The sequence below is a fragment of the Candidatus Zymogenus saltonus genome, from assembly GCA_016929395.1.
GTDB lineage: Bacteria > Desulfobacterota > Zymogenia > Zymogenales > Zymogenaceae > Zymogenus > Zymogenus saltonus.
Genome location: JAFGIX010000057.1, coordinates 13,050 through 34,780, shown reverse-complemented (window position 1 = coordinate 34,780; position 21,731 = coordinate 13,050). Strand labels below are relative to the sequence as shown.

Here is a 21,731-nt window from a genome sequence, read left to right as displayed (position 1 = left end):
GTTCCCATGAAGGTTGAACAAATATCCGTCTTTTTGGAAAATAAATCGGGTAGACTGGCCGAGGTAACCAAGATATTGAGCGACGGCGGTGTAAACATCAGGGCCCTTTATTTGGCGGACGCCTCAGACTTTGGAGTTTTGAGGTTTATTGTAAATGATACAAAAAAGGCAAAGGAGGTATTACAGAAAAATAATTTTACCGTTGTCAAGACCGAAGTCATTGCCGTTGAGGTGCCCGACAGGCCGGGGGGGCTTGCGGAAATTCTCGAAATCTTGAAGAAAGATAATATTAATGTTGAATATATGTACGCTTTTGTGGAAAGATCGAGCGATAATGCTGTTATAGTCTTCAGGTTTGATGAGACAGATAAGGCAATAGATGTTTTGACTAAAAACAACATTACCGTACTTTCAGGTGAAAGAGTTTATTCACTTTAACTAACCAAGAATTCATTTAAGAGGTTTAAGTATGAAGCTAAGAAAAATTTTATTTTTGGGACTATTGCTGATGATTTCGGCGGGTCTCTTGGTGACTTCCTGCGAGAAGAAGCCCCCGCCGGAGCTGACCGCCGAGCCTTACGTGATAGGCGGTGTCTTCTCGGTAACGGGAAGTAACTCCTTTCTGGGAGAGCCTGAGAAAAAGTCGATGGAGCTTTACGCCGATATCGTCAACAAGGAAGGAGGGATAGACGGCCATCCAGTTGAGGTTGTCATCTACGATGACGAGGGTGATCCTACAAACTCCGTGACACTCGTAAAGAAGCTCATTGAAAAGGACAACGTCCTCGCGATCGTCGGGCCGAGCCTCTCGGGAAACACCCTGTCGGTAATCGACGTAATTGAAGAGAAGGAAGTTCCGCTGGTGTCATGCGCCGCGAGCATCAAGATTACCGATCCCGTCAAGAAGTGGGTTTTCAAGACTCCGCAGACGGACGTGATGGCCGTTCAGAAGATATACGAATACTTTAACGCCAACGGCATTAAGAAGATCGCAATAATAACGGTTTCGAATGGATACGGCGACAGCGGCAAAGAGCAGCTCAAGGCACAGGCGCCGGGCGCCGGCATTGAGATAGTTGCGGAAGAGTCTTTCGGCAGCGAAGATACTGATATGACCACTCAGCTTACGGTAATAAAGGGAACCGACGCCGAGGCGATCGTGTGCTGGGGCACAAACCCGGGGCCGGCGATCGTAGCCAAGAATATGGTACAACTCGATATAAAAACACCGCTCTTTCAGAGCCACGGGGTCGCGTCGCCCAAATTCTTGGAGATTGCCGGGGATGCCGCAAACGGGATAATCCTCCCCGCGGGAAAGATCATCGTTGCCGATCAGCTTCCGAAATCGGATCCGCAGCGTGATGTCCTTATGAACTACAAGGAGGTTTACGAGGAAACGTTCCCTGGATCTAAAGTATCCTCCTTCGGCGGACACGCCTGGGACGCAATGGCGATGATAACAGAGGCGTTGAAGACATCCGGAGCGGACAAGGCCAAGCTCAGGGATGAGATAGAGAAGACCACCAATTACATCGGCATCCACGGAATCTTTAACATGACCCCCGAAGACCACACAGGACTCAACATAGAGTCAGCCTTCGTCATGTTGAAGATTGAAAACGGCAACTGGGTAATAATAAAGTAAACTTGTCATCTAAATAGCAAAAAGAGGCTAAGCCTTTGTGTTTAGCCTCTTTTTGTATTCATCTTTTTTTATTTATGAGCATTTTTGACCAACTACTCCAGTTCCTAGTGAGCGGCGTGACCCAGGGGAGCATTTACGCGATCGTGGGACTGGGATTTACCATTATCTACAACTCCACCGAGATAATCAACTTCGCCCAGGGCGAGTTTGTTATGCTCGGGGCATTGTTTATGGTCACTTTTAATACCGCTTTGGGCTTTCCAATACCGTTATCATTCTTTTTATCCGTAATCGCTGTATTGATCGTAGGGATATTCATAGACCTTCTAATTATAAGGCCTGTAAGAAAACCCACCCACATATCTCTTATCATTATCACTATCGGAGCGTCTATATTCATCAAAGGAGTAGCGATGCTTGTGTGGAAAAAGGACTACCACGCGGCAACTCCTTTTTCCGGAGAGACGCCTATATCCATAGGGCCGGCGGCAATCACCCCTCAGGCACTATGGGTAATAGGAATTACATGTATCGTGCTCATACTTTTGCATATCTTTTTCGAATACACAGATACCGGAAAGGGGATGAGGGCAAGCGCCATCAACCCTAAGGCCGCGAGCCTTTTGGGGATAAATGTAAAGAGGATGGTACTGATCTCGTTCGCCCTTTCCGGCGCGCTTGGCGCCGTGGCCGGAATAATCATAGCCCCCATTACATTTGCGATCTACAATATGGGGACCATGCTCGGCCTCAAGGGCTTCTGCGGGGCGGTGATCGGAGGTCTTGGGAGCGTCCCCGGAGCCATAATCGGCGGTTTTGCCCTGGGCATCCTCGAATCCCTGGGCGCCGGCCTTATATCTTCCGCCTACAAGGACGCAATAGCGTTCGTCGTTCTGCTCATAGTCCTCTTTATGAGACCGACCGGAATTCTCGGCAAGGGCGAGATGAAAAGGGTTTAGGCTATGTCCGTCAAGCGTGATTATATATACATAGCGATCTTGATAGCCGTTGTTTCCTTGTTTCCCTTTTTCCTGACAAATGACTACTACCTGCACGTTCTGATTTTAATAGGTCTCCACACGATTATCGTGCTGGGTCTCAATATCCTCATGGGATATGCGGGGCAAATATCTCTGGGACACGCCGCCTTCTACGGTCTTGGGGCGTACACATCCGGGATACTCACGGCCCACTACAATTTTCATCCCGTTTTTGCGGCCCTGATTGCCCTTGTCTTTGTCGGCTCTGTCGCCTTTGTAGTGGGGATTCCGTCCCTGAAGCTCAGGGGTCACTATCTCGCCATGGCGACCCTCGGCTTCGGGATCATTGTCAGTATAATTTTTAACGAGATGAAGCTCCCAGCGAAGGGCACCGATTTGCCTATGGGCGGGCCGGAGGGAATCACCAATATACCGAAGCTATATTTCTTAAAGTTCAACTTCGGCCTCGACCACATCCTTCACCTGAAGCTGGGGGAATTGACGGGAATATCCCAGGTCGTGCCTAACCTGTATGCCTTTAATATCGTTTTTGATACGGACCTGAAATACTATTATGTGGTCTGGATATTTGCGGTCTTGATACTTATCGTAAGCAATAACATAATACACTCGAGGGTGGGGCGGGCCCTTCGGGCGCTTCACACATCTGAGACGGCGGCTTCTACGCTCGGGATAGACATTCAGAAATACAAGCTCTCAGCATTTGTATTGAGCGCCCTTTACGCCTCAATTGCCGGAAGCCTCTATGCCCACTTCATAGCGTCCGCCGGTCCAAGCTCGTTCGGCTTTCACAAGTCCATAATGCTCGTTGTGATGGTCGTCGTGGGGGGGATGGCAAGCATCTGGGGGTCGATCTTCGGCGCGGCGGTGATAACCATTCTACCGGAGTTCATTGATGTATTGAAAAATTTTGTGATAAAACTTCAGCCAGAGCTCTTCTACCTCTTCGAGGATTTTGATATAATCGTATACGGGCTTATATTAATGATAATTTTGATATTTATGCCGGAGGGCTTGACCAAAGGCATTGTCGATCGAGTAAAGGGCAGATTCTTTAAATGATCTTGAAAGTTATAAATCTCAGCATAAATTTCGGAGGCGTCAAGGCCCTGCAAAAGGTATCCTTCAGCGTCAGGGATGGGGAGGTAAAGGCTGTGATAGGTCCCAACGGCGCAGGGAAAACCACCCTCTTCAATCTTATTACAGGCATATTTCCGCCTACTAGCGGGAAGATATTATTAGATGACATCAGGATAGACGGCAGGAAATCAAATAAAATTGCCTCCATGGGAATTACCCGCACGTTTCAAAACCTCGAGATTTTCGACAACATGACGGTTCTGGAAAACGTAATGGTGGGAAGACACCTGAAATCAAGCTCAGGCTTTCTGGAATGCGCCTTCAGGGCACCCACGGCGGTGAAGGAAGAGCGGAAGATCGCCGAGACATCGCTTAAATACCTCGATTTTGTGGGATTGGAGCCGAGGGCAAACGATATATCAACATCTCTTCCTCTCGGCCATCAGCGTTATCTCGAGATTGCCAGGGCGCTTGCCTCGGAGCCGAGGTTGATCCTTCTCGACGAGCCGGCGGCGGGCCTCGACGAGAGGGAGACCGAAGACCTGCTGCAGCTAATCAGGAAAATCAGTGAGAACGGAATTACGGTCCTCCTTGTGGAGCACGATATGGGACTCACCATGGAGATCTCGGACGATATTATAGTTTTGGATCACGGGGAGCTGATAGCCGAGGGAACGCCGAGGGAGATACAATACAACAAGAACGTAATTGAGGCGTATCTGGGGGAAGATGTCGTTTTTACTTAAGATAAGAAACCTCTCCACCCACTACGGGAAGATCAGGGCGCTGGACGCCGTCTCCATGCACATTTGGGAGGGGGAGATAGTGTCACTGATAGGCGCCAACGGAGCCGGCAAGTCCACCCTCTTAAACAGCATCTCTGGGATTGTGGGCTTGTCTTCGGGGAGCATTGTCTTCAACGACAGGGAGATATCTAAGAGAAAACCGGAGGAGATCGTGAACCTGGGGATTTCCCAGGTGCCCGAGGGAAGACAGATATTCGACTCATTTACGGTCTACGACAATATAATGCTCGGGGCTTATCTCAGGCGAAAGAGTAAGGAGAAAAAGGAGATCCAGAAAAACCTGAGGGATATCTTCGATCTATTTCCAATCCTTGAAGAGAGGAAAAAACAGAGGGCGGGGACGCTCTCCGGAGGGGAGCAGCAGATGCTTGCCATAGCGAGGGGCCTTATGGCCAAGCCGAGGCTTCTCATGCTCGACGAGCCTTCCCTTGGCCTTGCCCCGAAGATCACGACGGAGATAATGAACGTAATAAAGGATCTCAAGAACAATAACCTGACCATCTTGCTTGTAGAGCAGAACGCCAGGGCCGCCCTCAAGATATCGGACAGGGGTTACGTTTTCGAGACCGGAAATGTCTTGCTGGAGGGCAGGGGGGAAGAGCTCCTCCTTGACGGTGACGTAAAGAGGGCGTACCTTGGGAGGGACTACAAAGAATTCTGGGAATGATATATTTCGGAGTGATATATGGGCATATATAATCGCCGCTACGAGACCCTATCCAAAGGGGAGATCGAGCAGATACAGATCGAGCGCCTGAAAAACACGGTGGAGAGGGTGTTCAAGAACGTCTCCTTCTACCAAAACAAGATGAAGACGAGGGACATAACACCCAAGGATATCGTTGAGCTGAAGGATATCGAAAAGTTGGGGTTCACGACGAGAGAGGATTTGAGCTACAATTACCCCTACGGATTGTTTGCGGTTCCCCTCAAGGATATAGTCAGGATAAACTCCACCTCCGGGATAACCGGAAAGCCGACCGTTGTGGGCTATACCAAGACCGACCTCGGATTGTGGGTGGAGCTCCTCTCGAGGCTCTACGTGGCGTCGGGGGTTACGGCAAACGATATAGTCCAGTTGTCTTTCGTTTACGGCCTTGCGAACTGGGGCAGGAGCATGAGGGTTGCGGCGGAGAATATCGAGGCTTCCGTGATCCCGATGAGCGCAATGAGCCATGAAAAGGAAGTCATGATAATGTCCGACTACAAGACAACGTGTATAGTATCTACTCCCTCAAGCCTGCTTCACGTTATCAAGCTGCTCCCGGAGATAGAGATCAAGCCGAAAGATTTTGCTCTGAAAAAGGGTATTCTCGTCTCCGAGTCGCTCTTGCCTGTGGACAGGGAAACCATCGAGAAGAAGCTTAAGATAAAGGTATCCACCGCATACGGCATTCCGGAGGCGATGGGTCCCGGAATTGCGTATGAGTGCGAAAAGGGGAGAATGCACATTGCCGAAGACCACTTTATAGTAGAGGTTATAGACCCGAAGACGGAAGAGGTCATGGGAAGAGGGGAGGAGGGCGAGCTGGTTGTGTCCACGATTACCACGAAGGCCTATCCGTTGATCAGGTTCAGGACGGGAGACATATCCACGATCCTGCCCGAGGATACTTGTCCGTGTGGAAGGAACCTGTTATCCATCGAGATACCGATGAAGAGGACCGACGATGTCCTCTCCGTTCGCGGCGTAAAGGTGTATCCATCACAGATTGAGAAAATTATTGCCGACAACCTGAAAGAGACTCCTCCCTTCGCCATAGTTCATCACAAGGTAAAGGAGCTTGACGAGATAGATATTTTTATTGTGGGCGTGGAGTCTCTATTTTCAGATGAAGTGAAAATCCTTGAGGCCATGATCTCTTCCATAAAGGATGATCTATTAGAGATACTTGGGATAAGGGCTGCGGTGAAGCTTGTCGAGCATATCACCATGGAGGAGATCAGAAAGAGCAACAAGGATGTCATTTTCTTTGATAACTTTGATAACAAATAGATCAATCCATTTATGAAATCAATTCTATAACATCTATATCATTCATTTTAAAAAAAAAGAGCGGTCTGTTTACATATATAACAAACCGCCCAATATCGTAAAATAGTCAAAGAGGGTTTACATATCGATTAATCAAATATTATATGCCCATACCATAAAATATGGTAGCGTCTGATAATTGATATTATGTAAACAAACGATTTTTCCTTTGATTATCCTCTTTTTCATCTATAAAATCTGCTGTTTTACTCCCTTTATGCGCTATCAATATTCGTCCGAGAAGTCATCATCCGACTCTCCTTCCCGAGAGTCTTCACCGCTCTTTATGAAGTCAACCACATCCATAAATGCCTCTTTGAAATTATCGATATCTTCCGGAAAGACCATTATCCTGAATCTATCCTGTTTCCCAAAATCCACCGACTTTGTCTCAGAAATAATGAGATACCTGTCGTTATTAACGTTCTCCTTGACGTCAAAGTAGTAGGTTCTCCTCCCTGCCTTTACCTTCTTGGTAAAGATCTCCTCTTTTCTTCTCTCTTCCACTTTCGTTCTCCTCTCTAATTTTCTCCTAAATAAGCCTTTTTAACGGCATCATTCTCCAAAAGGTTTTCTGATTTATCCTCCATAGCGATCCTGCCAGTTTCAAGGACGTAGCCCCTATTTGAGTTCTGAAGGGCCATCTTTGCGTTCTGCTCAACCAGCAATATCGTTGTCCCATTGACCTTGTTAATCTCACTTATTGTTTTAAAAATCTCCTTGACTATTAAGGGCGCAAGTCCAAGGGAGGGCTCGTCCAACAACAACAGCCTCGGATTGCTCATCAACGCCCTCGCTATCGCCAGCATCTGCTGTTCGCCACCTGAGAGGGTTCCTCCGAGTTGATTTTTTCGATCCTTCAGGATCGGGAAAATCCTAAAAAGGCGCTCGAAATCCGTCTTCAGCCTTGAATCCTTCTTCCTTAAATATGCTCCCATCCTTAGGTTTTCCATTACGGTAAGAAAGGGAAATATCCTCCTACCCTCAGGTACCTGAGAAAGCCCTTTGCTTACTATCATATCGGGAGGTGTCCTTTCGATGTTTATCCCTTCGAGGAGGATCTTCCCCTTTCTTGCGGGCGTGATGCCGCAAATGGTCATAAGGGTCGTCGACTTGCCCGCGCCGTTTGAACCTATCAGGGTGACTATCTCACCCTCACCTATTTTCATCGATATACCTTTTAAGGCCTCGATTTTTCCGTAATATGTATGTACGTCTATCAGTTGTAGCACTTTTAGTCTGTACCCAAATATGCCTTGATTACCGCGGGACTATTCTTTATCTCGATCGGATTTCCATCGGCGATCTTCTTACCGTATTCCAGGACAACGATTCGGTCTGAGATCTCCATTACCACCTTCATGTCATGCTCTATGATCAATACGGTGATCCCCATGTCCCTGATTCTTCTTATCAGATTCATGAGTTCGCCGGTCTCTTTCGGATTCATGCCCGCCGCCGGCTCATCCAAAAGGAGAAGCTTCGGCTCCGTCGCCAACGCCCTTGCGATCTCCAGACGTCTCTGAGCACCGTATGGAAGGTTTGAGGCGATCTCCATTATCGATCCCTCAAGTCCTACGAAGACTATATACTTTACGGCGCTTTTAAGTATATCCTTCTCCTCCAATTTCTGACTTCTCGTCCTGAGAACCGCCCCTGCGAAGTTCTTCTTAGATCGAGAATGTCTGCCTATCTTGACGTTGTTTAGAATTGTAAGGTTATTGAAGAGCCGTATATTCTGAAATGTCCTCGCAATACCGAGATAATTAATTGCATCCGGTTTCAACATCTTCTTTCTGGCAGAAATTACGCTCTGTTTCCCGTTCAGATTAAGCGAGATCTCGCCTTTCGTCGGTCTTGACAGGCCCGTCATGCAGTTGAATATTGTGGTCTTACCCGCCCCGTTGGGCCCTATCAGGGATAGTATCTCCCCCTCCTTTATTTCAAAGGATACATTGTTGACCGCAACGACGCCGCCGTATAATTTTGTTAATGATTTTACGCTTAAAATCTCTTCCCGTTCCATCACTATCTTTGCAATCTAAACCAATTGACCCTGACCAAATAATCTATCCTTTACCTGATTTGAACTTGTAAAAGCTCTCGTTCATGGCGTCTATTATCGATTTGTCCCTTGATCCCATTTCTCTCTTGACCCTCGAAAGCGGAATCAATCCTGCGGGCTTAAACCGCATCATCACGATTAATATCACACCAAACACTAAAAACCTCGCTTGAACAAGATCGGGCCACGGATCAAGTAACTCCCTTACGACCTCCGTAAGGGAGGTCAGAACAAGCGCCCCGAGAATAACTCCCGGTATGCTTCCCATTCCACCCAAAACCACCATGCAGAGTATCAGGATAGACTCCCAAAATTTAAAGCTTTCCGGGCTCGTGAACATAAACCAGAATGCGAAGACGGACCCAGCCAATCCGCCGAAGGATGCGCTGATGGCGAATGCTATTACCTTATATTTCATGATGTTTATTCCGCTGCACTCGGCGGCGATCTCGTCTTCCCTGATTGCGAACCATGCCCTGCCGAGCCTGGAGTCTTCAAGGCGATTCATGATTATTATTGTAATTATTACTATAGATAATAGAATGTAGAAAAAAGGTGCGTCGCCAACTAATGTAAAACGTATCGGCTCTGCGAAAAAGTGTTTGGTCAGAGGATACATAAAAGCCAAATTCATGACAGGCTTATGATCCATTATGATCCCCATCGGTCCTCTGGTGAGCCACATTTCATTTATAATAATCAACTCCACCAGGGACGCAAATCCGAACGTCACAATGGCAAAATAGTCCCCCGTCAGGCGCAGGGTCGGTACGCCCAAAAGAATACCCCAGAGGGCGCCGTTAAGGGCGGCAATCGGCAGGATAAACCAGAAACTCGACAAAAATCCCCAAGGTGGGCCAAGTGTCCCTAAATGATACGTCATGGTTGCCGCGGTGTATGCCCCGATCGCATAGAAGCCTACATACCCAAGGTCTAAAAGTCCCGTGAAGCCGGGTATTATGTTGAGTCCCAGGGCCAGCACCATATAAAGCATAACCGAGATAAAAGTATGTATTACGTACTTATTTGGGATGAAGACCGGTATGAAAAAGGCAAGCACAAACAGCACGACGTAGAAATATTTGACATTCTCTGAAAAAATAGCAGAAAATTTCTCTTTGTCTTTAAATGGACTGTATCTGGGTATCCTCTTTAACATTCTCTACACCTTCACAGTTTGTTTCCTGCCTAAAATTCCGGATGGCCTGAAAACAATCACGAGTATCATAACGGCGTAGGCAATTCCGTCCCTGTATGGAGAGGAGATGTAACCGGCCCCAAATGTCTCGGCGATTCCGAGGACAAAGCCTCCCAGCATAGCCCCCGGGACATTTCCTATTCCCCCGAGAACGGCCGCCGCAAACGCCTTTACGCCCGCGACATAGCCGATTGTGTGTTTAATGATGTTGTAATACAGTCCCGCAAGTATGCCCGCTACGGCTCCAAGAGACGATCCAACGGCAAAGGTAAAGGTAATCACGCGATTTACGTTTATGCCCATGAGGGAGGCGGTTGTTTTATCCTGTGCACATGCGCGCATTGCGGTCCCGATCTTGGTCCTTGTGATCAAAAGATGAAGACCCAGCATCAGAAAAACCGTAATAAAAAAAATGTTGTATTGCAAAAGGGATATGTTCGCATTGCCGTGTATCGTGATAATAGGGGATTGAAAAAAGTCGGGCAATGTTTGTTCGGGAAATGATTTGGGGATCCCCCCCCAAATAATCAGTGCCAAATTCTGCAGAAAAAGGGATGCCCCTATGGCCGTTATAAGGGCCGCAAGGCGTGGGGCGTTTCTTAAGGGGCGATATGCGACAAACTCAAGAAGTATCCCCAAAAGCATACAGGTGAAAATACTCAACAATACCGCAATCGGAAACGGTAGATGCAGCATGACATAAAACGTAAAGGCCATATATGCGCCCAGCATGTAAATCTCGCCGTGGGCGAAATTGATGAGCTCAATGATGCCGTATACCATGGTATAGCCAACCGCTATTAGGGCATAGATTCCGCCGATATTTATACCGTTTATCAGCTGCTCTATAGCATAGTCGATACCTAGTTTAAAATTGCCTATAAGTTGATCAAAGACCATTCCCATTCATCTTCCTTCTCATAAATTGGGGGAGGGCTCTGATTTAGCCCTCCCCCACCCTCGATGATATAAATCTAAAAGATCTAAAACATCTGTTTTTCGGCTGCTACAAACTCCCCCGCTTTAATAATGCTTACGTAGGCAGGTTTCAGGCAGTCGCCGTTTTCGTCAAAAAAGGTGACTCCGGTGATTCCCTTGTAACCCTTTTCTTCAGTGTTCATTCCGGCAAGGCATTCGCGAATCTTGGCGCGGTCGGCACCGCACTCCTCTATGGCCTTTGCGATTATGCCTACAGCGTCATAGCCGTTGGCGGCCATCCAGTCAGGAGTCATGCCGTCGTACTTTGCCTCGAAATCCTTTTTAAACTTCAGGGCCTCACCGCCGGCGGCTTCATATACGAAGGGAGAGCTTGCAATGAATCCTTCAGAGGCTTCCTTGCCCGCAATCTCGATAAGCTCAGGATTGTTGAGTCCGTCAGCCCCCATGAACTGAGAAGTGAGACCAAGCTTTTTAGCCTGATTTAAAATTAATCCGCCCTGCTGATAGTATCCGGCAATAAAAATGCCGTCCGGTGCAAGATGCTTGAACTTGGTGAGCTGCGGGGTGAAGTCAACCGTATCCTTCACGTAAGACTCGACTCCGACAACTTCAAGGCCTACCTCTTCCGCGCCCTTTTTAAACGCCTCCATAAGGCCGATGGCGTAATCGTTGTTCTCGTGGAACACGGCTACGGTATTGAGTCCCAGAACCTCCTTGGCATACTTGGCTATGAATTCGCCCTGGAAATCGTCCCTGTATACATCCCTGAACATCCACTCGCTCTTTTTACATACGTCCACATTGGTGGCCGTCGGCGATACGGCTGGCAGTCCCGCGTCTTTGTAGTAGGGAAGGGCCGCCAAGGTAGCGGAGCTGCATACGTGACCGATAACTGCCAAAATTTCTTTGTCGCTCGCAAATTTCTGGGCAATAGTCGCGGCCTCTTTCGGATCGCAGAGCTCATCGCCCACAACAAGTTCGAGCATCCTTCCGTTAATACCGCCTGCTTCGTTGATTTCCTCGATCTTCATCATTATGCCGTTTCTGATGATTTCGCCGTATGCTGCGGCGTCACCGGACATGGGCCCGGCAAAGCCGATCTTGATCGGACCGGTTGCCTCTTCGGGTCCGGTGGCCGGTTCCGGTTTTTTCTCGCAGGCCGCAAAAATAAGCGCGGACGATATTGCGAGGATCGAAATAAAAATCAGAAGTCTAAAATTCAACAGTTTCTTCATATTTTATCCTCCATTAAAGGGAAAAAACTGACCTCTTAATGACTAATTCTAATCAAAAAATGAAATTTGTCAAGGATTAATTCGTACAAATATATCATATATGTCTGGAGAAATCAATCTCTTTTTCTGAAGAAAACCTTTATGGGCGTTCCTGAAAAACCGTAGCGTTCTCGAAGACGATTTACTATATACCTCTCGTATGAAGGTTTTATCCCCTTCGGGTTATTGGTAAAAATGACAAACCTCGGGGGTGATTTCCCGACCTGTGTAATATAGTAAAGCTTCACTTCCCGGCCCCTGTGAAAGGGCGGTGAGTGCTCCTTTTTGACCGTTTCAAAAAATGAGTTCAACTCGGCCGTTACGATACGCTTTCCCCTCTCTTCAAAAACGGAATCCACGGCGGAAAATATTCTGTGAAGGTTCTTCCCGGTAACCGCGGAAATAAAAATCAGTGGGGCATAGGCGATCTGTTTCATGTCTTCAAGTATCGAAACTGCGTGCCTTCCCGCGGTCTCGTTGTCTTTCTCAATAAGGTCCCACTTGTTTACAAGGATGACCGCGCCCTTCCCCTTCTCGTGGACAAATCCCGCCACCCTCTTGTCCTGATCAGTCGCTCCCTCCAAAGCGTCCAGCATTATGAGGGCCACATCAGACCTGTCTATGCTCTTCAGCGATTCAACAACACTGAATCTCTCTACTATAAATGAGATCCTGCTCTTTCTCCTGATCCCCGCCGTATCGATAATTATATAAGGATTCCCGTCTTTGACTATCTTTGTATCAACGGAGTCTCTCGTGGTCCCCGGGACTTCGTCCACGAGAACCCTCTCATATCCCAAGAGCCTGTTGACAAGAGAGGACTTCCCCACGTTGGGCCTCCCCACCACGGCCACCCTTTTTATCCTTGGGTCTTGGTCTTCCGTTGCCTTTTCTGAAGTCAGGTGCTCGACAACATCATCCATTAACCCGCCTATCCCCAGCTTGTGCTGTGCCGAGACGGGATAGAGATTATCAACGCCCAGCCCGTAGAACTCGTAGAGGTCGCCTTCCTGTCTCGGGCCGTCTATCTTGTTTACAACCGGAAACACCGGTTTTCCCGATCTTCTCAGAATACCAAAGACATCACTGTCGTTGGGGTGGAGCCCCTCCCTGCCGTCCATAAGGAAAAGCACAACATCCGCTTCTTCCACGGCAAGCCTGGCCATCGTATCCACTCCCTTCTCGATAACCGTTTCTGTCTTGGGCAAAAGCCCCCCCGTGTCCATCAGGATATACACGCAATCATCCCAGGATGCCTCTGCGTATATCCTGTCCCTGGTGACCCCGGGGATGTCCTCTACGATGGCCCTTTTGCTCCCCAAAAGTCTGTTGAAGAGGGTCGATTTACCAACGTTCGGCCTTCCCACGATCGCAAGTATCTTTTTTCGCTGAGCTGTCATCTATCTGTACCCCATTTTCTTTATCCCGTCTTCCCTCTTCGACCAGTCCTTCAACACCTTTACCCTGACATCCAAAAAGACCTTTGTTTCAAAAAACAGCTCCAGGTCTTCCCTCGCCTTTGTCCCTATCTTTTTAATCATCGCTCCCCCCTTTCCTATCACGATCCCCTTTTGTGACTCCTTCTCCACATAGATTAAGGCGGAGATTGAAAGAAGTCCCCCGTCCTCTCTTTCGATATCCTCGGAAAATTGCTCGACGACGACGGCCGTCGAGTATGGTATCTCCTGCTTTGTAAGCTGAAATACCTTCTCCCTTATGATCTCTTCAGCTATGAACCGCTCGCTCTGATCGGTGAGGTCGTCATCGGGAAAGAGGTGCGGGGATTCGGGAAGAAGTCTTAGAATCTCCGATTTAAACTCAACTATCCCGTCCCCGCTAAGGGCGGAAATCGGAACGATGACATCGAAGATGGAAAGCGTGTCGACCCACTCCATTATGGGGAGAACCGCCGATTTTGAGATCGTGTCTATCTTGTTGATGAGGAGTATCCTGGGCGGCCCCTGACCCGAAAGGCCCTTGATCATCTCAACGTCGATCGGATGAAGAAGCTTGTCTTCCGATATGTCCTCGTCGTGTTCGAGCTTCCTCTCCAATTCCCTTGACACGTCTATCATCAGAACCAGTATGTCCGAGTCGACCGCGGCTTCTCTGGCGGTCCTGTTCATGAATTTATTGAGCGACTTTTCCCCCTTGTGTATGCCGGGGGTGTCGACAAAGATCATCTGGTTTTTGCCCTCCGTCAATATCCCCATGATCCTGTTTCGCGTCGTCTGGGGCTTGGGCGAGATGATGGACACCTTCTCGCTCAGGAGCCTGTTCATCAGCGTGGACTTTCCTACGTTCGTCCTCCCCATCAGGACTATGAAGCCGCACCTATATGCCATCGATTGCCACCTCTCCCTCTCTCAGTTTTTCATCCTGCATAACCTTTAGACCTTTAAGCTTGTATTCCCGTTTCAGGTTGATAATGTTAATCTTGTTGTTCCCGACGGCTGTCGATATGCGGCTCGGGTTTACCCTTATTGTAAGGGGATCGGGGATGAATCTCAATTCCCCAACCGCAGATGACATCCTGTCATACATGATAGATTCCAAAACCAATGCCCCGATGGATGGATGATACGGCCCCGAGATTACGCTCTCCTCGAGCTCCTTTGAAGGCTTCAGGCCAATCCTTATTATAGGGATCGACTCCCCGTCAAACAGTAGAACCAGCTTCTTCAGGATCGAAATCATGTCGTCAATGGAGGCGGGTTGATACTTGCCCGCCCTGTAAAGCCTCTCCAGCTCGGTTCCCTTTACGACCAAGGTCGGGTAGATCCTCACCCCATCGGGCTTTAACTCCGCCACCTTTCTGCCCGTGTATAGGACCGTCTCCTCGGTGTCCCCAGGAAGACCGGGCATCATCTGGGCTATCCAGGAAAGGGGATATTTGGAAATGAGCTCGACCGCCCTGATCGTGTCCTCGGCAGTGTGTCCCCTGTTTGCATTTTTCAAGATTTCATCCACCATTGACTGCACGCCGATCTCGACCGTCCTGACCCCATGAGACAAGAGATTTTCGAGCACCCTCTCGCTTATAGAGTCGGGGCGGGTGGAGAGTCTAAGGCAATCGACAAGCCCCTTTTCTATCAGGTCGAAGCCCGCCTTGAGAAGCTCATTTTGCCTCTTCATCGAAAGCGAGGTGAAGCTCCCCCCGAAATAGGCAAGCTCCACCTCATCTTCCCAATCCGGTCTCGTGTCGAGGTAGCCGTTTACGGTGTCGTATATCGTCTTTGCGTTTACCTTGTTCGATCTGAATCCGGTCACCTCTTTCTGATCGCAAAAGACACAAAGATGGGGGCACCCCGCATTCGGAATAAATATCGGTATGATAAATCTCTTGAGACGCTTCATTCTTCAATATCGAGGGCGGAGGATGCGGCGGCCATCTCCGCCTCCTTTTTGCTCCTCCCCTCCCCCCTTCCCTTTTCCACTCCGTCTATATAAACCGCTACGACAAATTTCCTCTTGTGATCAGGCCCCTCTTCCGATATCACCTCGTATTTCGGGAGGTCGCCCGATTCCTTCTGCACGATCTCTTGGAGCACCGACTTTGCGTTTTTGGGGTCGTGGTCGTCATCGACTATCAAGACGCTCTGAAACTCGCTTTTTACAAAAGATTCGCAAGCTTCGTATCCACCGTCCAAAAAGATGGCACCGACAAGGGACTCGTAGGCGCCGGAGAGTATCGAGGGTTTTGTCCTGCCGCCCTGAGAAGCCTCTCCCTTGCCCAAAACGATGTATTCCCCAAGACCAAGCGATTCGGCCTTCGCAAAAAGGGTCTGATCGTCCACCAAGCCCGACCTTACCTGTGTAAGCCACCCCTCGTCCCTATCGGGATAAAGCTCGAAGAGCGCCTTTGCGATCACAAGGTCAAGAATCGCGTCCCCGACGAACTCCAGCCTCTCGTTTCCAAAGACATCCTCCCCTTTCACATAAGAGCTGTGTGTGAGGGAAAGCCTCAGGAGGTCCTTGTCCCTGAAGGTGTATTTAATCATATCTTCCAGTTCTTTAAGCTCTTTCTCCATAAAGCCCGTCCCTTGAGACACTCTCTATTTTTACATCAAAAAAACGGTTTGTCTCCTCCGGTTTCCCCCGAAAGGAGACCTTCAGGTAGTTCTCCGATTTTCCAGTAAGGAGCCCGTCCAAACACCTCTCCCCGAGGACGGTGAGCATTTTTCCGACGGCCGACCCCATATATCTCGATCTCATCTCCGCGTCCAGCCCCTTCAGGCGCCTGACCCTCTCCCTCTTTATATCGCCCCTGACCTGCCCCCTCATCTTTGATGCGGGAGTCTTTGGCCTTAAGGAGTATGGAAAGACGTGAAGGTACGTTGCGGGAATCTCCCTTAGCGTCTTAATTGTGTTTTCAAACTGCTCCTCTCCCTCTCCCGGAAAACCGACCATCACGTCGACGCCGAGGGACGGGGCGATCCCGCCTCGGCTTTCCGAAAAAGCGCTCACGGCCTCGTTCACCCTCTCGATAAAATGGTCGGGGGTATAAGGCCTTCCCATCGCCTTCAGGATGGAATTGTCGCCGCTCTGGAGAGGGACGTGGAGATGCGGAGCGACCTTTTTCGACTCCGAGATTACCGATACGAGATCCGTCGTCAGATCAACAGGCTCGATGGAGCTCAGCCTTATCCTGATCGGCAAATCTTTCCTTACTATCGATTCGAGGAGGAAGGCCAGATTTACTCTCCCCCCCCCTCCCCTTTTCCCACCGTTGAGACCCGCCCCGTATCTGCCGAGGTTGATCCCCACAAGGACGATCTCCTTGTATCCCTTATCGACGAATCTCTCGATTCGATCGATGACCTCCCCCGTATCGACACTTCGCTCCCTCCCCCTGGCGTACGGCACGATGCAGTAGGTGCAGAAGGAGTCGCAGCCGTCCTGTATTTTCAAAAAGGCCCTCGTCCTCCCTTTGAATTCGGGGCCTGAATCGCTTTTTGCCGGGCTGCCGATAAGGGATGACACCGTATCGCAGATACTATCCACATCCCGTACCGGGTGTGCGGACGCCACCTCTCCCGCGGCCTCCATCTTCTCCGGGTGCACGGCGGCCCCGCATCCGATCACCATCACGGGCGTTCCCGGAATCTCCCTGTTCGCCCTCCTTATCGCCTGTCTTGATTGGTAATCGGCCTTCGACGTCACCGTGCATCCGTTTACGATGACGAGGTCTGAGGGATTGAGTCCGTGGTAAACCCGATAGCCCCTCTCAATCAATTTATCCGAGATCTCCACACTCTCCGTGTAGTTTACCTTGCACCCAAGCGTTACGATGGAGACCCTGTCCTTCACGCTTTTCTTCACGATATGAACCCACCCCCCAGGAGGGTGTCGTCTTTATAAATTGCGAGGATCTGTCCCGGAGCCGGCGCAAACCTGGGCTTGTCAAACCTTACCGTTACCCTGTCATGGTCTTCGATTATTGCAATGCCCAGCCCCGGAGACTGGTTGTATCGGATCATCCCGGAGACCCTGATCTGGTCATCTTTCGGCCTTATCCCCGACACCCAGCTGAAGTCCGTCGCCGTAACATCCCTCTCGAGCAAGGAATCCCTTTTCCCCACGACAACACTCCTTTCTTCTGCGTCTATCCTCATGACGTAGTAAGGTTCCTCGGAGGGTATCCCGATTCCCCTTCTCTGACCCACCGTGAAGTGATAGTAACCGTTGTGTTTTCCCAAAACCCTCCCCGAAGCGTCCACTATCTCCCCTCCCCCGTCGGCACCGCTTTTATCGATCTCCTTCTCAATGAAGTCCCTGTAGCTTTTATTTCCAATGTTGGAGATAAAACATATCTCCCTGCTCTCCAAAGGGATCGCCGGGAGCTTTATTTCCGATGAAATTTCCCTGACCCGGTCTTTTTTGAGCTCCCCCAGGGGAAAGATAACCCGGATCAGCTCTTCCTGGCCGAGCCGGGAGAGGAAGTAGGACTGATCCCTCTCCGTGTCGATCCCCTTCTTCAGCAGATACCCCCCTTGCGCTTCCACCGCCCTTGCGTAATGTCCGGTGGCGATGAATCTGAAACCTTCGTCTCTTGCAATGGATATGAGGTGGCCAAACTTGACGAACTTGTTGCAGAGTGCGCATGGAACAGGGGTCCTTCCCTTCAGGTACTCCTCAATAAAATATGAGACGACCCTTTTTTTAAATAGGTCGTGAATCCGAACCGTCTTGTGGGGAATGCCGATTGATTCTGCAACCCTCCCCGCTTGCTCCGCCGAGCGACCTCCTTTGCCCTCTCCCCCCTCGTCGAACATCTCGAACGTTACGCCCAAGAGGTCGTGCCCTTTCTCTTTAAGCAAATAAGCCGCCACCGATGAATCGACGCCGCCGCTCATGGCGACGATTGTCCTTATATTACCCTTCAATTTAATCGTAAAGCTCCCCTTCCCGCCGTACCATACGTTTTAATCCGCCGCTTTTTTTGACCCGTGATTGTTCCTGTAGTCCTCGATGGCCAGGCGAAGCGCGTCCTCGGCCATGTTCGAGCAGTGCATCTTTCTCTCTGGCAGCCCCCCGAGGTTATCCGCTACGTCGTTCTTGGTTACTGACAAGGCCTCGTCGAGCTTCTTGCCTAAGACGAGCTCCGTAAGCATGGAGGAGCTGGCCACCGCCGCCGCACAGCCGAAGGTCTTGAACTTGATGTCAGTGATCCTATCATCGACAACTTTAATATACAGCTCTATCGTATCGCCGCACTCAGGATTTCCCGCCCTGCCCACTCCGTCCGGATTTTCTATCTTGCCTACGTTAACCGGATTTTCAAAATATTCGATCACCTTCTTCGAGTACATCGCAAACTACCTGTTCAAATTAGTCTTAGATAACATGTTTTTGAATTTGTACTATTTAGCCCGTGACAAGGGAGACAGATCTCTCAACCTTTTAACTATTTTCGGGATCGTCTCAATAACATAGTCTATCTCTTCTTCGGTGTTTCCGCCGCCTAAGCTGAACCTTATCGTGCCCTGCCCTATTACCGGGTCCACACCCATCGCCTCGAGGACGTGGGAAAGAGAGATGTCGTCCGAGGCGCAGGCCGAGCCCGAAGAGACGCAGATGCCGTGAAGGTCGAGGTCTATCATGATCGACTCTCCCTCCACGTATGCGAAGCTCATATTAGACGTATTGGAAAGCCGATTGTCCAGGTCCCCGTTTATTTGAACATTGTCAATCCTCTCCAGAATCCCTGCCTCCAGCCTATCCCTCAGCCTTTTCAACATTTCGCCCTTTTTCTTCAGGCCGTTCTTTGCGATTTCGGCCGACGCCCCCAGCCCGACCACAGACGGCACGTTCACCGTCCCCGCCCTCATGTTAAACTCGTGGTGTCCACCGTGGATTATGGGGGTGGGCCTTGGATTCAGACCGCCGTTAACGTAGATTGCGCCTACCCCCTTGGGGGCGCCCATTTTGTGGCCGGCGATGGAGAGCATGTCGATCTTGTCCCTTTTTACGTCAACCGGGATTTTACCCACGGCCTGAACGGCGTCGGTGTGAAAAGCGATTCCGCGATCCCTGGCTATCTCCCCTATCGACGGAATGTCAAATAGAGTTCCCGTCTCGTTGTTGGCGTACATTATCGTTATAAGCCTGGTGTCTCCGATAATCGCCCTTTTGAGTTCATCGATATCGAGCCGGCCACTTTTGTCAACACCGAGGTAGGTTATATCAACGCCGTTGTCCTCGAGAAAACGGGTGGATTCGAGGACGGCCTTGTGCTCCACGGCGGACGTTATTACGTGCGACTTTTTCCCCTTCAATGATTGTATAAATCCCTTGATGGCGAAGTTGTCACTCTCCGATCCCCCGCTCGTAAAGATTACCTCGTTTGGTTCGGCGCCTATAAGCTCGGCGACCTTATCTCTCGCGTCCTCCACCGCTTCCATTGCATCCTGCCCCAGCGAGTGAACGCTCGAGGGGTTTCCGTATTCCACCGTGAAATACGGGAGCATCGCCTCCAGGACCTCGGGCAAAACGGGACCCGTGGCGTTATAATCCAAGTAAACCTTCTTTGTCATCCAGAATATCCCCCGTAACCCCTTTCTTCTTCGCCTCCTTGTAGAGGTCTTGAATCGTGACGGAATTCAAAAAGTCCTTGATCCTCGCTCCCAGCTCTGCCCAGAGCCACTGGGTTGTGCATTTGTGAGACCTTACGCAGCATGACTGTGCGTGAGCCCCGTCGTCAACACAGGCCACGGGGCTTATCGATTCCTCCACGACCTCGATAATCTCGCCGACCTTGATCTCCTCAGAGTTTCTGGCGAGGATGTAACCCCCGCCCGGACCCTTGATGCTCTTTACGATTTTCCCCTTTCTCATCTTAGAGAACAGCTGTTCAAGGTAGTTCAGCGAGATATCCTCCGCGTCGGATATCTCCTTTAGCGTAACTGGGCCGTCATCTCCGAGTATCATCAGCATAACCAGGGCCCTAACAGCGTATTGTCCTTTCGTTGTAAGTCTCATATCATTCTAAACAATCTGTATTTCCATGGCATGGGGAGGGCACACGGGGACGCACAGCTCGCACCCGCTGCACATGCCGGAATCAAAAGCCACCTCCATAGACACACGGTCTTTTATATGGAGCGATCCCGTGGGACAGATAGCGATGCAGGCACCGCAGTGGGTACAGCGTGCCTCGTCCCTTTTTATCTCCTGCTCGATCGGATCGATCGTAACGCCGTATTCCTTAAGGTACTCGATACCCCTCGTCATCTCGTCGTTGTCCCCATCCAGCTCCAGCACCATAAAGCTCTCCTGTTTGGGCAGCACGTCCGCCTTGTGGATATTTACGACAAGATCGTAGTTCTTTATCAAATGGTAGATAATAGGCTTGTCCCAGATCTCCTTCGAGAAGTGAAGCACTACCTCCTTTTTCATTGACTTCTCCAAAATAGATTTTTTCTTAATATATAGTACTTAACCTAAATTGTCAAGTATTTTTATTTTCAATGCTATTTTTTTTGTAAATTTTTTGAATTGGACGGTTTTAGAATAGCGTTTTTCTATGTATTGCTATATAATATCCAATATCCGATTTCATTTCCCTTTTAATGTCATGGAGGATTAGATTGAGAAAAGCTTACTTATTTGCCGGTATACTTTTTTTGAGTATATTCTTAATCATCGTAAGCGACATATCCGGGGAGACCATAACTAAAAAAACCATCACGATAAAGGTCCCTCCCGATCACGACAGCAACAAGGCCTTCAAGATGGAATTTACCGTACCTGAAAACATGACGGCCTTTGATCTGACCGTGTGGGGTGCGGAAAAAAGCTGGGGCATAGCCGCCGTCTCCGGCGAGAGCGGAGGTGAGATGGACGAGATATATAAATATTCACCCTCGTCCAATTCGTATGATGAACCTGTTCCGGACGCGGAGTCTACGGAAGAGATAGACAATTCTTTATCGACAACCGGCGGCGGCTTCGATGAATTCACAAGCGAAACCACTTCCCTTTCCAAGATTGTCCTCACTCCGGGAAGCTACGTAATCTGGACCTATGAAGGTGCAGGAAAGAGCATCGTGATAGAGTATTTCCTGGGGACGGGAAAGTAGGAGAGGATTTTATTTGCGGAACAAAAAAGACGGCTTCTTTTTGAAAGACGGTTGTCTGTCAATACAAGGTGGCTTCAGAGGCGTTTTAAGGATTAGCGGGGTCGATT

The 21,731-nt window shown here is 49.4% G+C and carries 24 protein-coding genes; 8 read left to right on the top strand and 16 right to left on the bottom strand.

Annotated features, from left to right (window positions below):
- Positions 1–6: 6 nt before the first annotated feature.
- The 7 genes from JW984_11660 to JW984_11630 all read left to right on the top strand — a co-directional run bounded on the left by JW984_11660 (position 7) and on the right by JW984_11630 (position 6,528).
- Positions 7–438, top strand: coding sequence for an ACT domain-containing protein (locus tag JW984_11660; protein MBN1573843.1), 432 nt, complete (start codon positions 7–9; stop codon positions 436–438).
- A 31-nt stretch (positions 439–469) separates the two neighbouring features.
- Positions 470–1,645, top strand: coding sequence for an ABC transporter substrate-binding protein (locus tag JW984_11655; GenBank protein ID MBN1573842.1), 1,176 nt, complete (start codon positions 470–472; stop codon positions 1,643–1,645).
- 74 nt (positions 1,646–1,719) lie between these two features.
- Positions 1,720–2,604, top strand: a complete 885-nt coding sequence (locus tag JW984_11650) for a branched-chain amino acid ABC transporter permease (GenBank protein MBN1573841.1) — start codon at positions 1,720–1,722, stop codon at positions 2,602–2,604.
- 3 nt (positions 2,605–2,607) lie between these two features.
- The gene (locus JW984_11645; GenBank protein ID MBN1573840.1) at positions 2,608–3,708 is read left to right on the top strand and encodes a branched-chain amino acid ABC transporter permease; all 1,101 of its coding nucleotides are present in this window, start codon (positions 2,608–2,610) and stop codon (positions 3,706–3,708) included.
- Positions 3,705–4,472 (top strand): ABC transporter ATP-binding protein, encoded by a 768-nt coding sequence (locus tag JW984_11640; GenBank protein ID MBN1573839.1) that lies wholly within the window; start codon positions 3,705–3,707, stop codon positions 4,470–4,472. Before JW984_11645 ends, JW984_11640 begins: the two co-directional genes overlap by 4 nt.
- Positions 4,456–5,199 carry an ABC transporter ATP-binding protein gene (locus JW984_11635; GenBank protein ID MBN1573838.1) on the top strand — a complete coding sequence of 248 codons (744 nt, stop codon included), beginning with the start codon at positions 4,456–4,458 and terminating at the stop codon, positions 5,197–5,199. Before JW984_11640 ends, JW984_11635 begins: the two co-directional genes overlap by 17 nt.
- Before the next feature lie 18 nt (positions 5,200–5,217).
- Positions 5,218–6,528: an AMP-binding protein gene (locus JW984_11630; protein MBN1573837.1), complete on the top strand. Its 1,311-nt coding sequence runs from the start codon at positions 5,218–5,220 to the stop codon at positions 6,526–6,528.
- Between the two features lie 264 nt (positions 6,529–6,792).
- On the opposite strand, the gene JW984_11625 is transcribed toward JW984_11630, so the two are convergent.
- The 16 genes from JW984_11625 to JW984_11550 form a co-directional block, all read right to left on the bottom strand.
- On the bottom strand, positions 6,793–7,074 hold the full coding sequence (locus JW984_11625) for a DUF3276 family protein (GenBank protein MBN1573836.1): 282 nt from the start codon (positions 7,072–7,074) through the stop codon (positions 6,793–6,795).
- 14 nt (positions 7,075–7,088) lie between these two features.
- Positions 7,089–7,799 carry an ABC transporter ATP-binding protein gene (locus tag JW984_11620; protein MBN1573835.1) on the bottom strand — a complete coding sequence of 237 codons (711 nt, stop codon included), beginning with the start codon at positions 7,797–7,799 and terminating at the stop codon, positions 7,089–7,091.
- A 2-nt stretch (positions 7,800–7,801) separates the two neighbouring features.
- Positions 7,802–8,593, bottom strand: a complete 792-nt coding sequence (locus JW984_11615) for an ABC transporter ATP-binding protein (GenBank protein ID MBN1573834.1) — start codon at positions 8,591–8,593, stop codon at positions 7,802–7,804.
- A gap of 43 nt (positions 8,594–8,636) precedes the next feature.
- A complete protein-coding gene (locus tag JW984_11610; protein ID MBN1573833.1) occupies positions 8,637–9,791 on the bottom strand; it encodes a branched-chain amino acid ABC transporter permease in 1,155 nt (384 codons plus the stop codon).
- A 3-nt stretch (positions 9,792–9,794) separates the two neighbouring features.
- A complete protein-coding gene (locus JW984_11605) occupies positions 9,795–10,730 on the bottom strand; it encodes a branched-chain amino acid ABC transporter permease (GenBank protein MBN1573832.1) in 936 nt (311 codons plus the stop codon).
- Positions 10,731–10,813: 83 nt separating this feature from the next.
- Entirely contained in the window at positions 10,814–12,004 is a 1,191-nt protein-coding gene (locus JW984_11600) for an ABC transporter substrate-binding protein (protein MBN1573831.1), read from the bottom strand.
- Between the two features lie 113 nt (positions 12,005–12,117).
- The gene (der, locus tag JW984_11595) at positions 12,118–13,443 is read right to left on the bottom strand and encodes a ribosome biogenesis GTPase Der (protein MBN1573830.1); all 1,326 of its coding nucleotides are present in this window, start codon (positions 13,441–13,443) and stop codon (positions 12,118–12,120) included.
- Positions 13,444–14,388: a GTPase Era gene (gene era, locus JW984_11590; GenBank protein MBN1573829.1), complete on the bottom strand. Its 945-nt coding sequence runs from the start codon at positions 14,386–14,388 to the stop codon at positions 13,444–13,446.
- Positions 14,378–15,400, bottom strand: coding sequence for a radical SAM protein (locus tag JW984_11585; GenBank protein ID MBN1573828.1), 1,023 nt, complete (start codon positions 15,398–15,400; stop codon positions 14,378–14,380). Before JW984_11585 ends, era begins: the two co-directional genes overlap by 11 nt.
- On the bottom strand, positions 15,397–16,074 hold the full coding sequence (rnc, locus tag JW984_11580; protein ID MBN1573827.1) for a ribonuclease III: 678 nt from the start codon (positions 16,072–16,074) through the stop codon (positions 15,397–15,399). The genes JW984_11585 and rnc overlap by 4 nt, the downstream gene beginning before the upstream one ends.
- Positions 16,058–17,365, bottom strand: coding sequence for a tRNA (N(6)-L-threonylcarbamoyladenosine(37)-C(2))-methylthiotransferase MtaB (mtaB, locus tag JW984_11575; GenBank protein MBN1573826.1), 1,308 nt, complete (start codon positions 17,363–17,365; stop codon positions 16,058–16,060). The genes rnc and mtaB overlap by 17 nt, the downstream gene beginning before the upstream one ends.
- On the bottom strand, positions 17,362–18,429 hold the full coding sequence (gene mnmA, locus JW984_11570; GenBank protein ID MBN1573825.1) for a tRNA 2-thiouridine(34) synthase MnmA: 1,068 nt from the start codon (positions 18,427–18,429) through the stop codon (positions 17,362–17,364). Before mnmA ends, mtaB begins: the two co-directional genes overlap by 4 nt.
- 39 nt (positions 18,430–18,468) lie before the next feature.
- Complete coding sequence (locus JW984_11565; protein ID MBN1573824.1) at positions 18,469–18,855, bottom strand: iron-sulfur cluster assembly scaffold protein; 387 nt, start codon at positions 18,853–18,855, stop codon at positions 18,469–18,471.
- Positions 18,856–18,906: 51 nt separating this feature from the next.
- The gene (nifS, locus tag JW984_11560; GenBank protein ID MBN1573823.1) at positions 18,907–20,079 is read right to left on the bottom strand and encodes a cysteine desulfurase NifS; all 1,173 of its coding nucleotides are present in this window, start codon (positions 20,077–20,079) and stop codon (positions 18,907–18,909) included.
- On the bottom strand, positions 20,051–20,524 hold the full coding sequence (locus JW984_11555) for an Rrf2 family transcriptional regulator (protein MBN1573822.1): 474 nt from the start codon (positions 20,522–20,524) through the stop codon (positions 20,051–20,053). The genes nifS and JW984_11555 overlap by 29 nt, the downstream gene beginning before the upstream one ends.
- A 6-nt stretch (positions 20,525–20,530) precedes the next feature.
- Positions 20,531–20,941, bottom strand: coding sequence for a 4Fe-4S dicluster domain-containing protein (locus tag JW984_11550; protein MBN1573821.1), 411 nt, complete (start codon positions 20,939–20,941; stop codon positions 20,531–20,533).
- A 191-nt stretch (positions 20,942–21,132) separates the two neighbouring features.
- Here JW984_11550 and JW984_11545 point away from each other — a divergent pair, with 191 nt between their 5' ends.
- A complete protein-coding gene (locus JW984_11545) occupies positions 21,133–21,624 on the top strand; it encodes a hypothetical protein (GenBank protein MBN1573820.1) in 492 nt (163 codons plus the stop codon).
- The last annotated feature ends 107 nt before the right edge of the window (positions 21,625–21,731 follow it).

Excerpts from the sequence above, each read along its gene's own strand:
- JW984_11660 (MBN1573843.1), top strand. The coding sequence starts at position 7 with ATGAAGGTTGAACAAATATCCGTCTTTTTGGAAAATAAATCGGGTAGA.
- JW984_11655 (MBN1573842.1), top strand. The coding sequence starts at position 470 with ATGAAGCTAAGAAAAATTTTATTTTTGGGACTATTGCTGATGATTTCG.
- JW984_11650 (MBN1573841.1), top strand. The coding sequence starts at position 1,720 with ATGAGCATTTTTGACCAACTACTCCAGTTCCTAGTGAGCGGCGTGACC.
- JW984_11645 (MBN1573840.1), top strand. The coding sequence starts at position 2,608 with ATGTCCGTCAAGCGTGATTATATATACATAGCGATCTTGATAGCCGTT.
- JW984_11640 (MBN1573839.1), top strand. The coding sequence starts at position 3,705 with ATGATCTTGAAAGTTATAAATCTCAGCATAAATTTCGGAGGCGTCAAG.
- JW984_11635 (MBN1573838.1), top strand. The coding sequence starts at position 4,456 with ATGTCGTTTTTACTTAAGATAAGAAACCTCTCCACCCACTACGGGAAG.
- JW984_11630 (MBN1573837.1), top strand. The coding sequence starts at position 5,218 with ATGGGCATATATAATCGCCGCTACGAGACCCTATCCAAAGGGGAGATC.
- JW984_11615 (MBN1573834.1), bottom strand. The coding sequence starts at position 8,593 with ATGGAACGGGAAGAGATTTTAAGCGTAAAATCATTAACAAAATTATAC.
- JW984_11610 (MBN1573833.1), bottom strand. The coding sequence starts at position 9,791 with ATGTTAAAGAGGATACCCAGATACAGTCCATTTAAAGACAAAGAGAAA.
- JW984_11605 (MBN1573832.1), bottom strand. The coding sequence starts at position 10,730 with ATGGTCTTTGATCAACTTATAGGCAATTTTAAACTAGGTATCGACTAT.
- JW984_11600 (MBN1573831.1), bottom strand. The coding sequence starts at position 12,004 with ATGAAGAAACTGTTGAATTTTAGACTTCTGATTTTTATTTCGATCCTC.
- der (MBN1573830.1), bottom strand. The coding sequence starts at position 13,443 with ATGACAGCTCAGCGAAAAAAGATACTTGCGATCGTGGGAAGGCCGAAC.
- era (MBN1573829.1), bottom strand. The coding sequence starts at position 14,388 with ATGGCATATAGGTGCGGCTTCATAGTCCTGATGGGGAGGACGAACGTA.
- JW984_11585 (MBN1573828.1), bottom strand. The coding sequence starts at position 15,400 with ATGAAGCGTCTCAAGAGATTTATCATACCGATATTTATTCCGAATGCG.
- rnc (MBN1573827.1), bottom strand. The coding sequence starts at position 16,074 with ATGGAGAAAGAGCTTAAAGAACTGGAAGATATGATTAAATACACCTTC.
- JW984_11565 (MBN1573824.1), bottom strand. The coding sequence starts at position 18,855 with ATGTACTCGAAGAAGGTGATCGAATATTTTGAAAATCCGGTTAACGTA.
- nifS (MBN1573823.1), bottom strand. The coding sequence starts at position 20,079 with ATGACAAAGAAGGTTTACTTGGATTATAACGCCACGGGTCCCGTTTTG.
- JW984_11555 (MBN1573822.1), bottom strand. The coding sequence starts at position 20,524 with ATGAGACTTACAACGAAAGGACAATACGCTGTTAGGGCCCTGGTTATG.
- JW984_11550 (MBN1573821.1), bottom strand. The coding sequence starts at position 20,941 with ATGAAAAAGGAGGTAGTGCTTCACTTCTCGAAGGAGATCTGGGACAAG.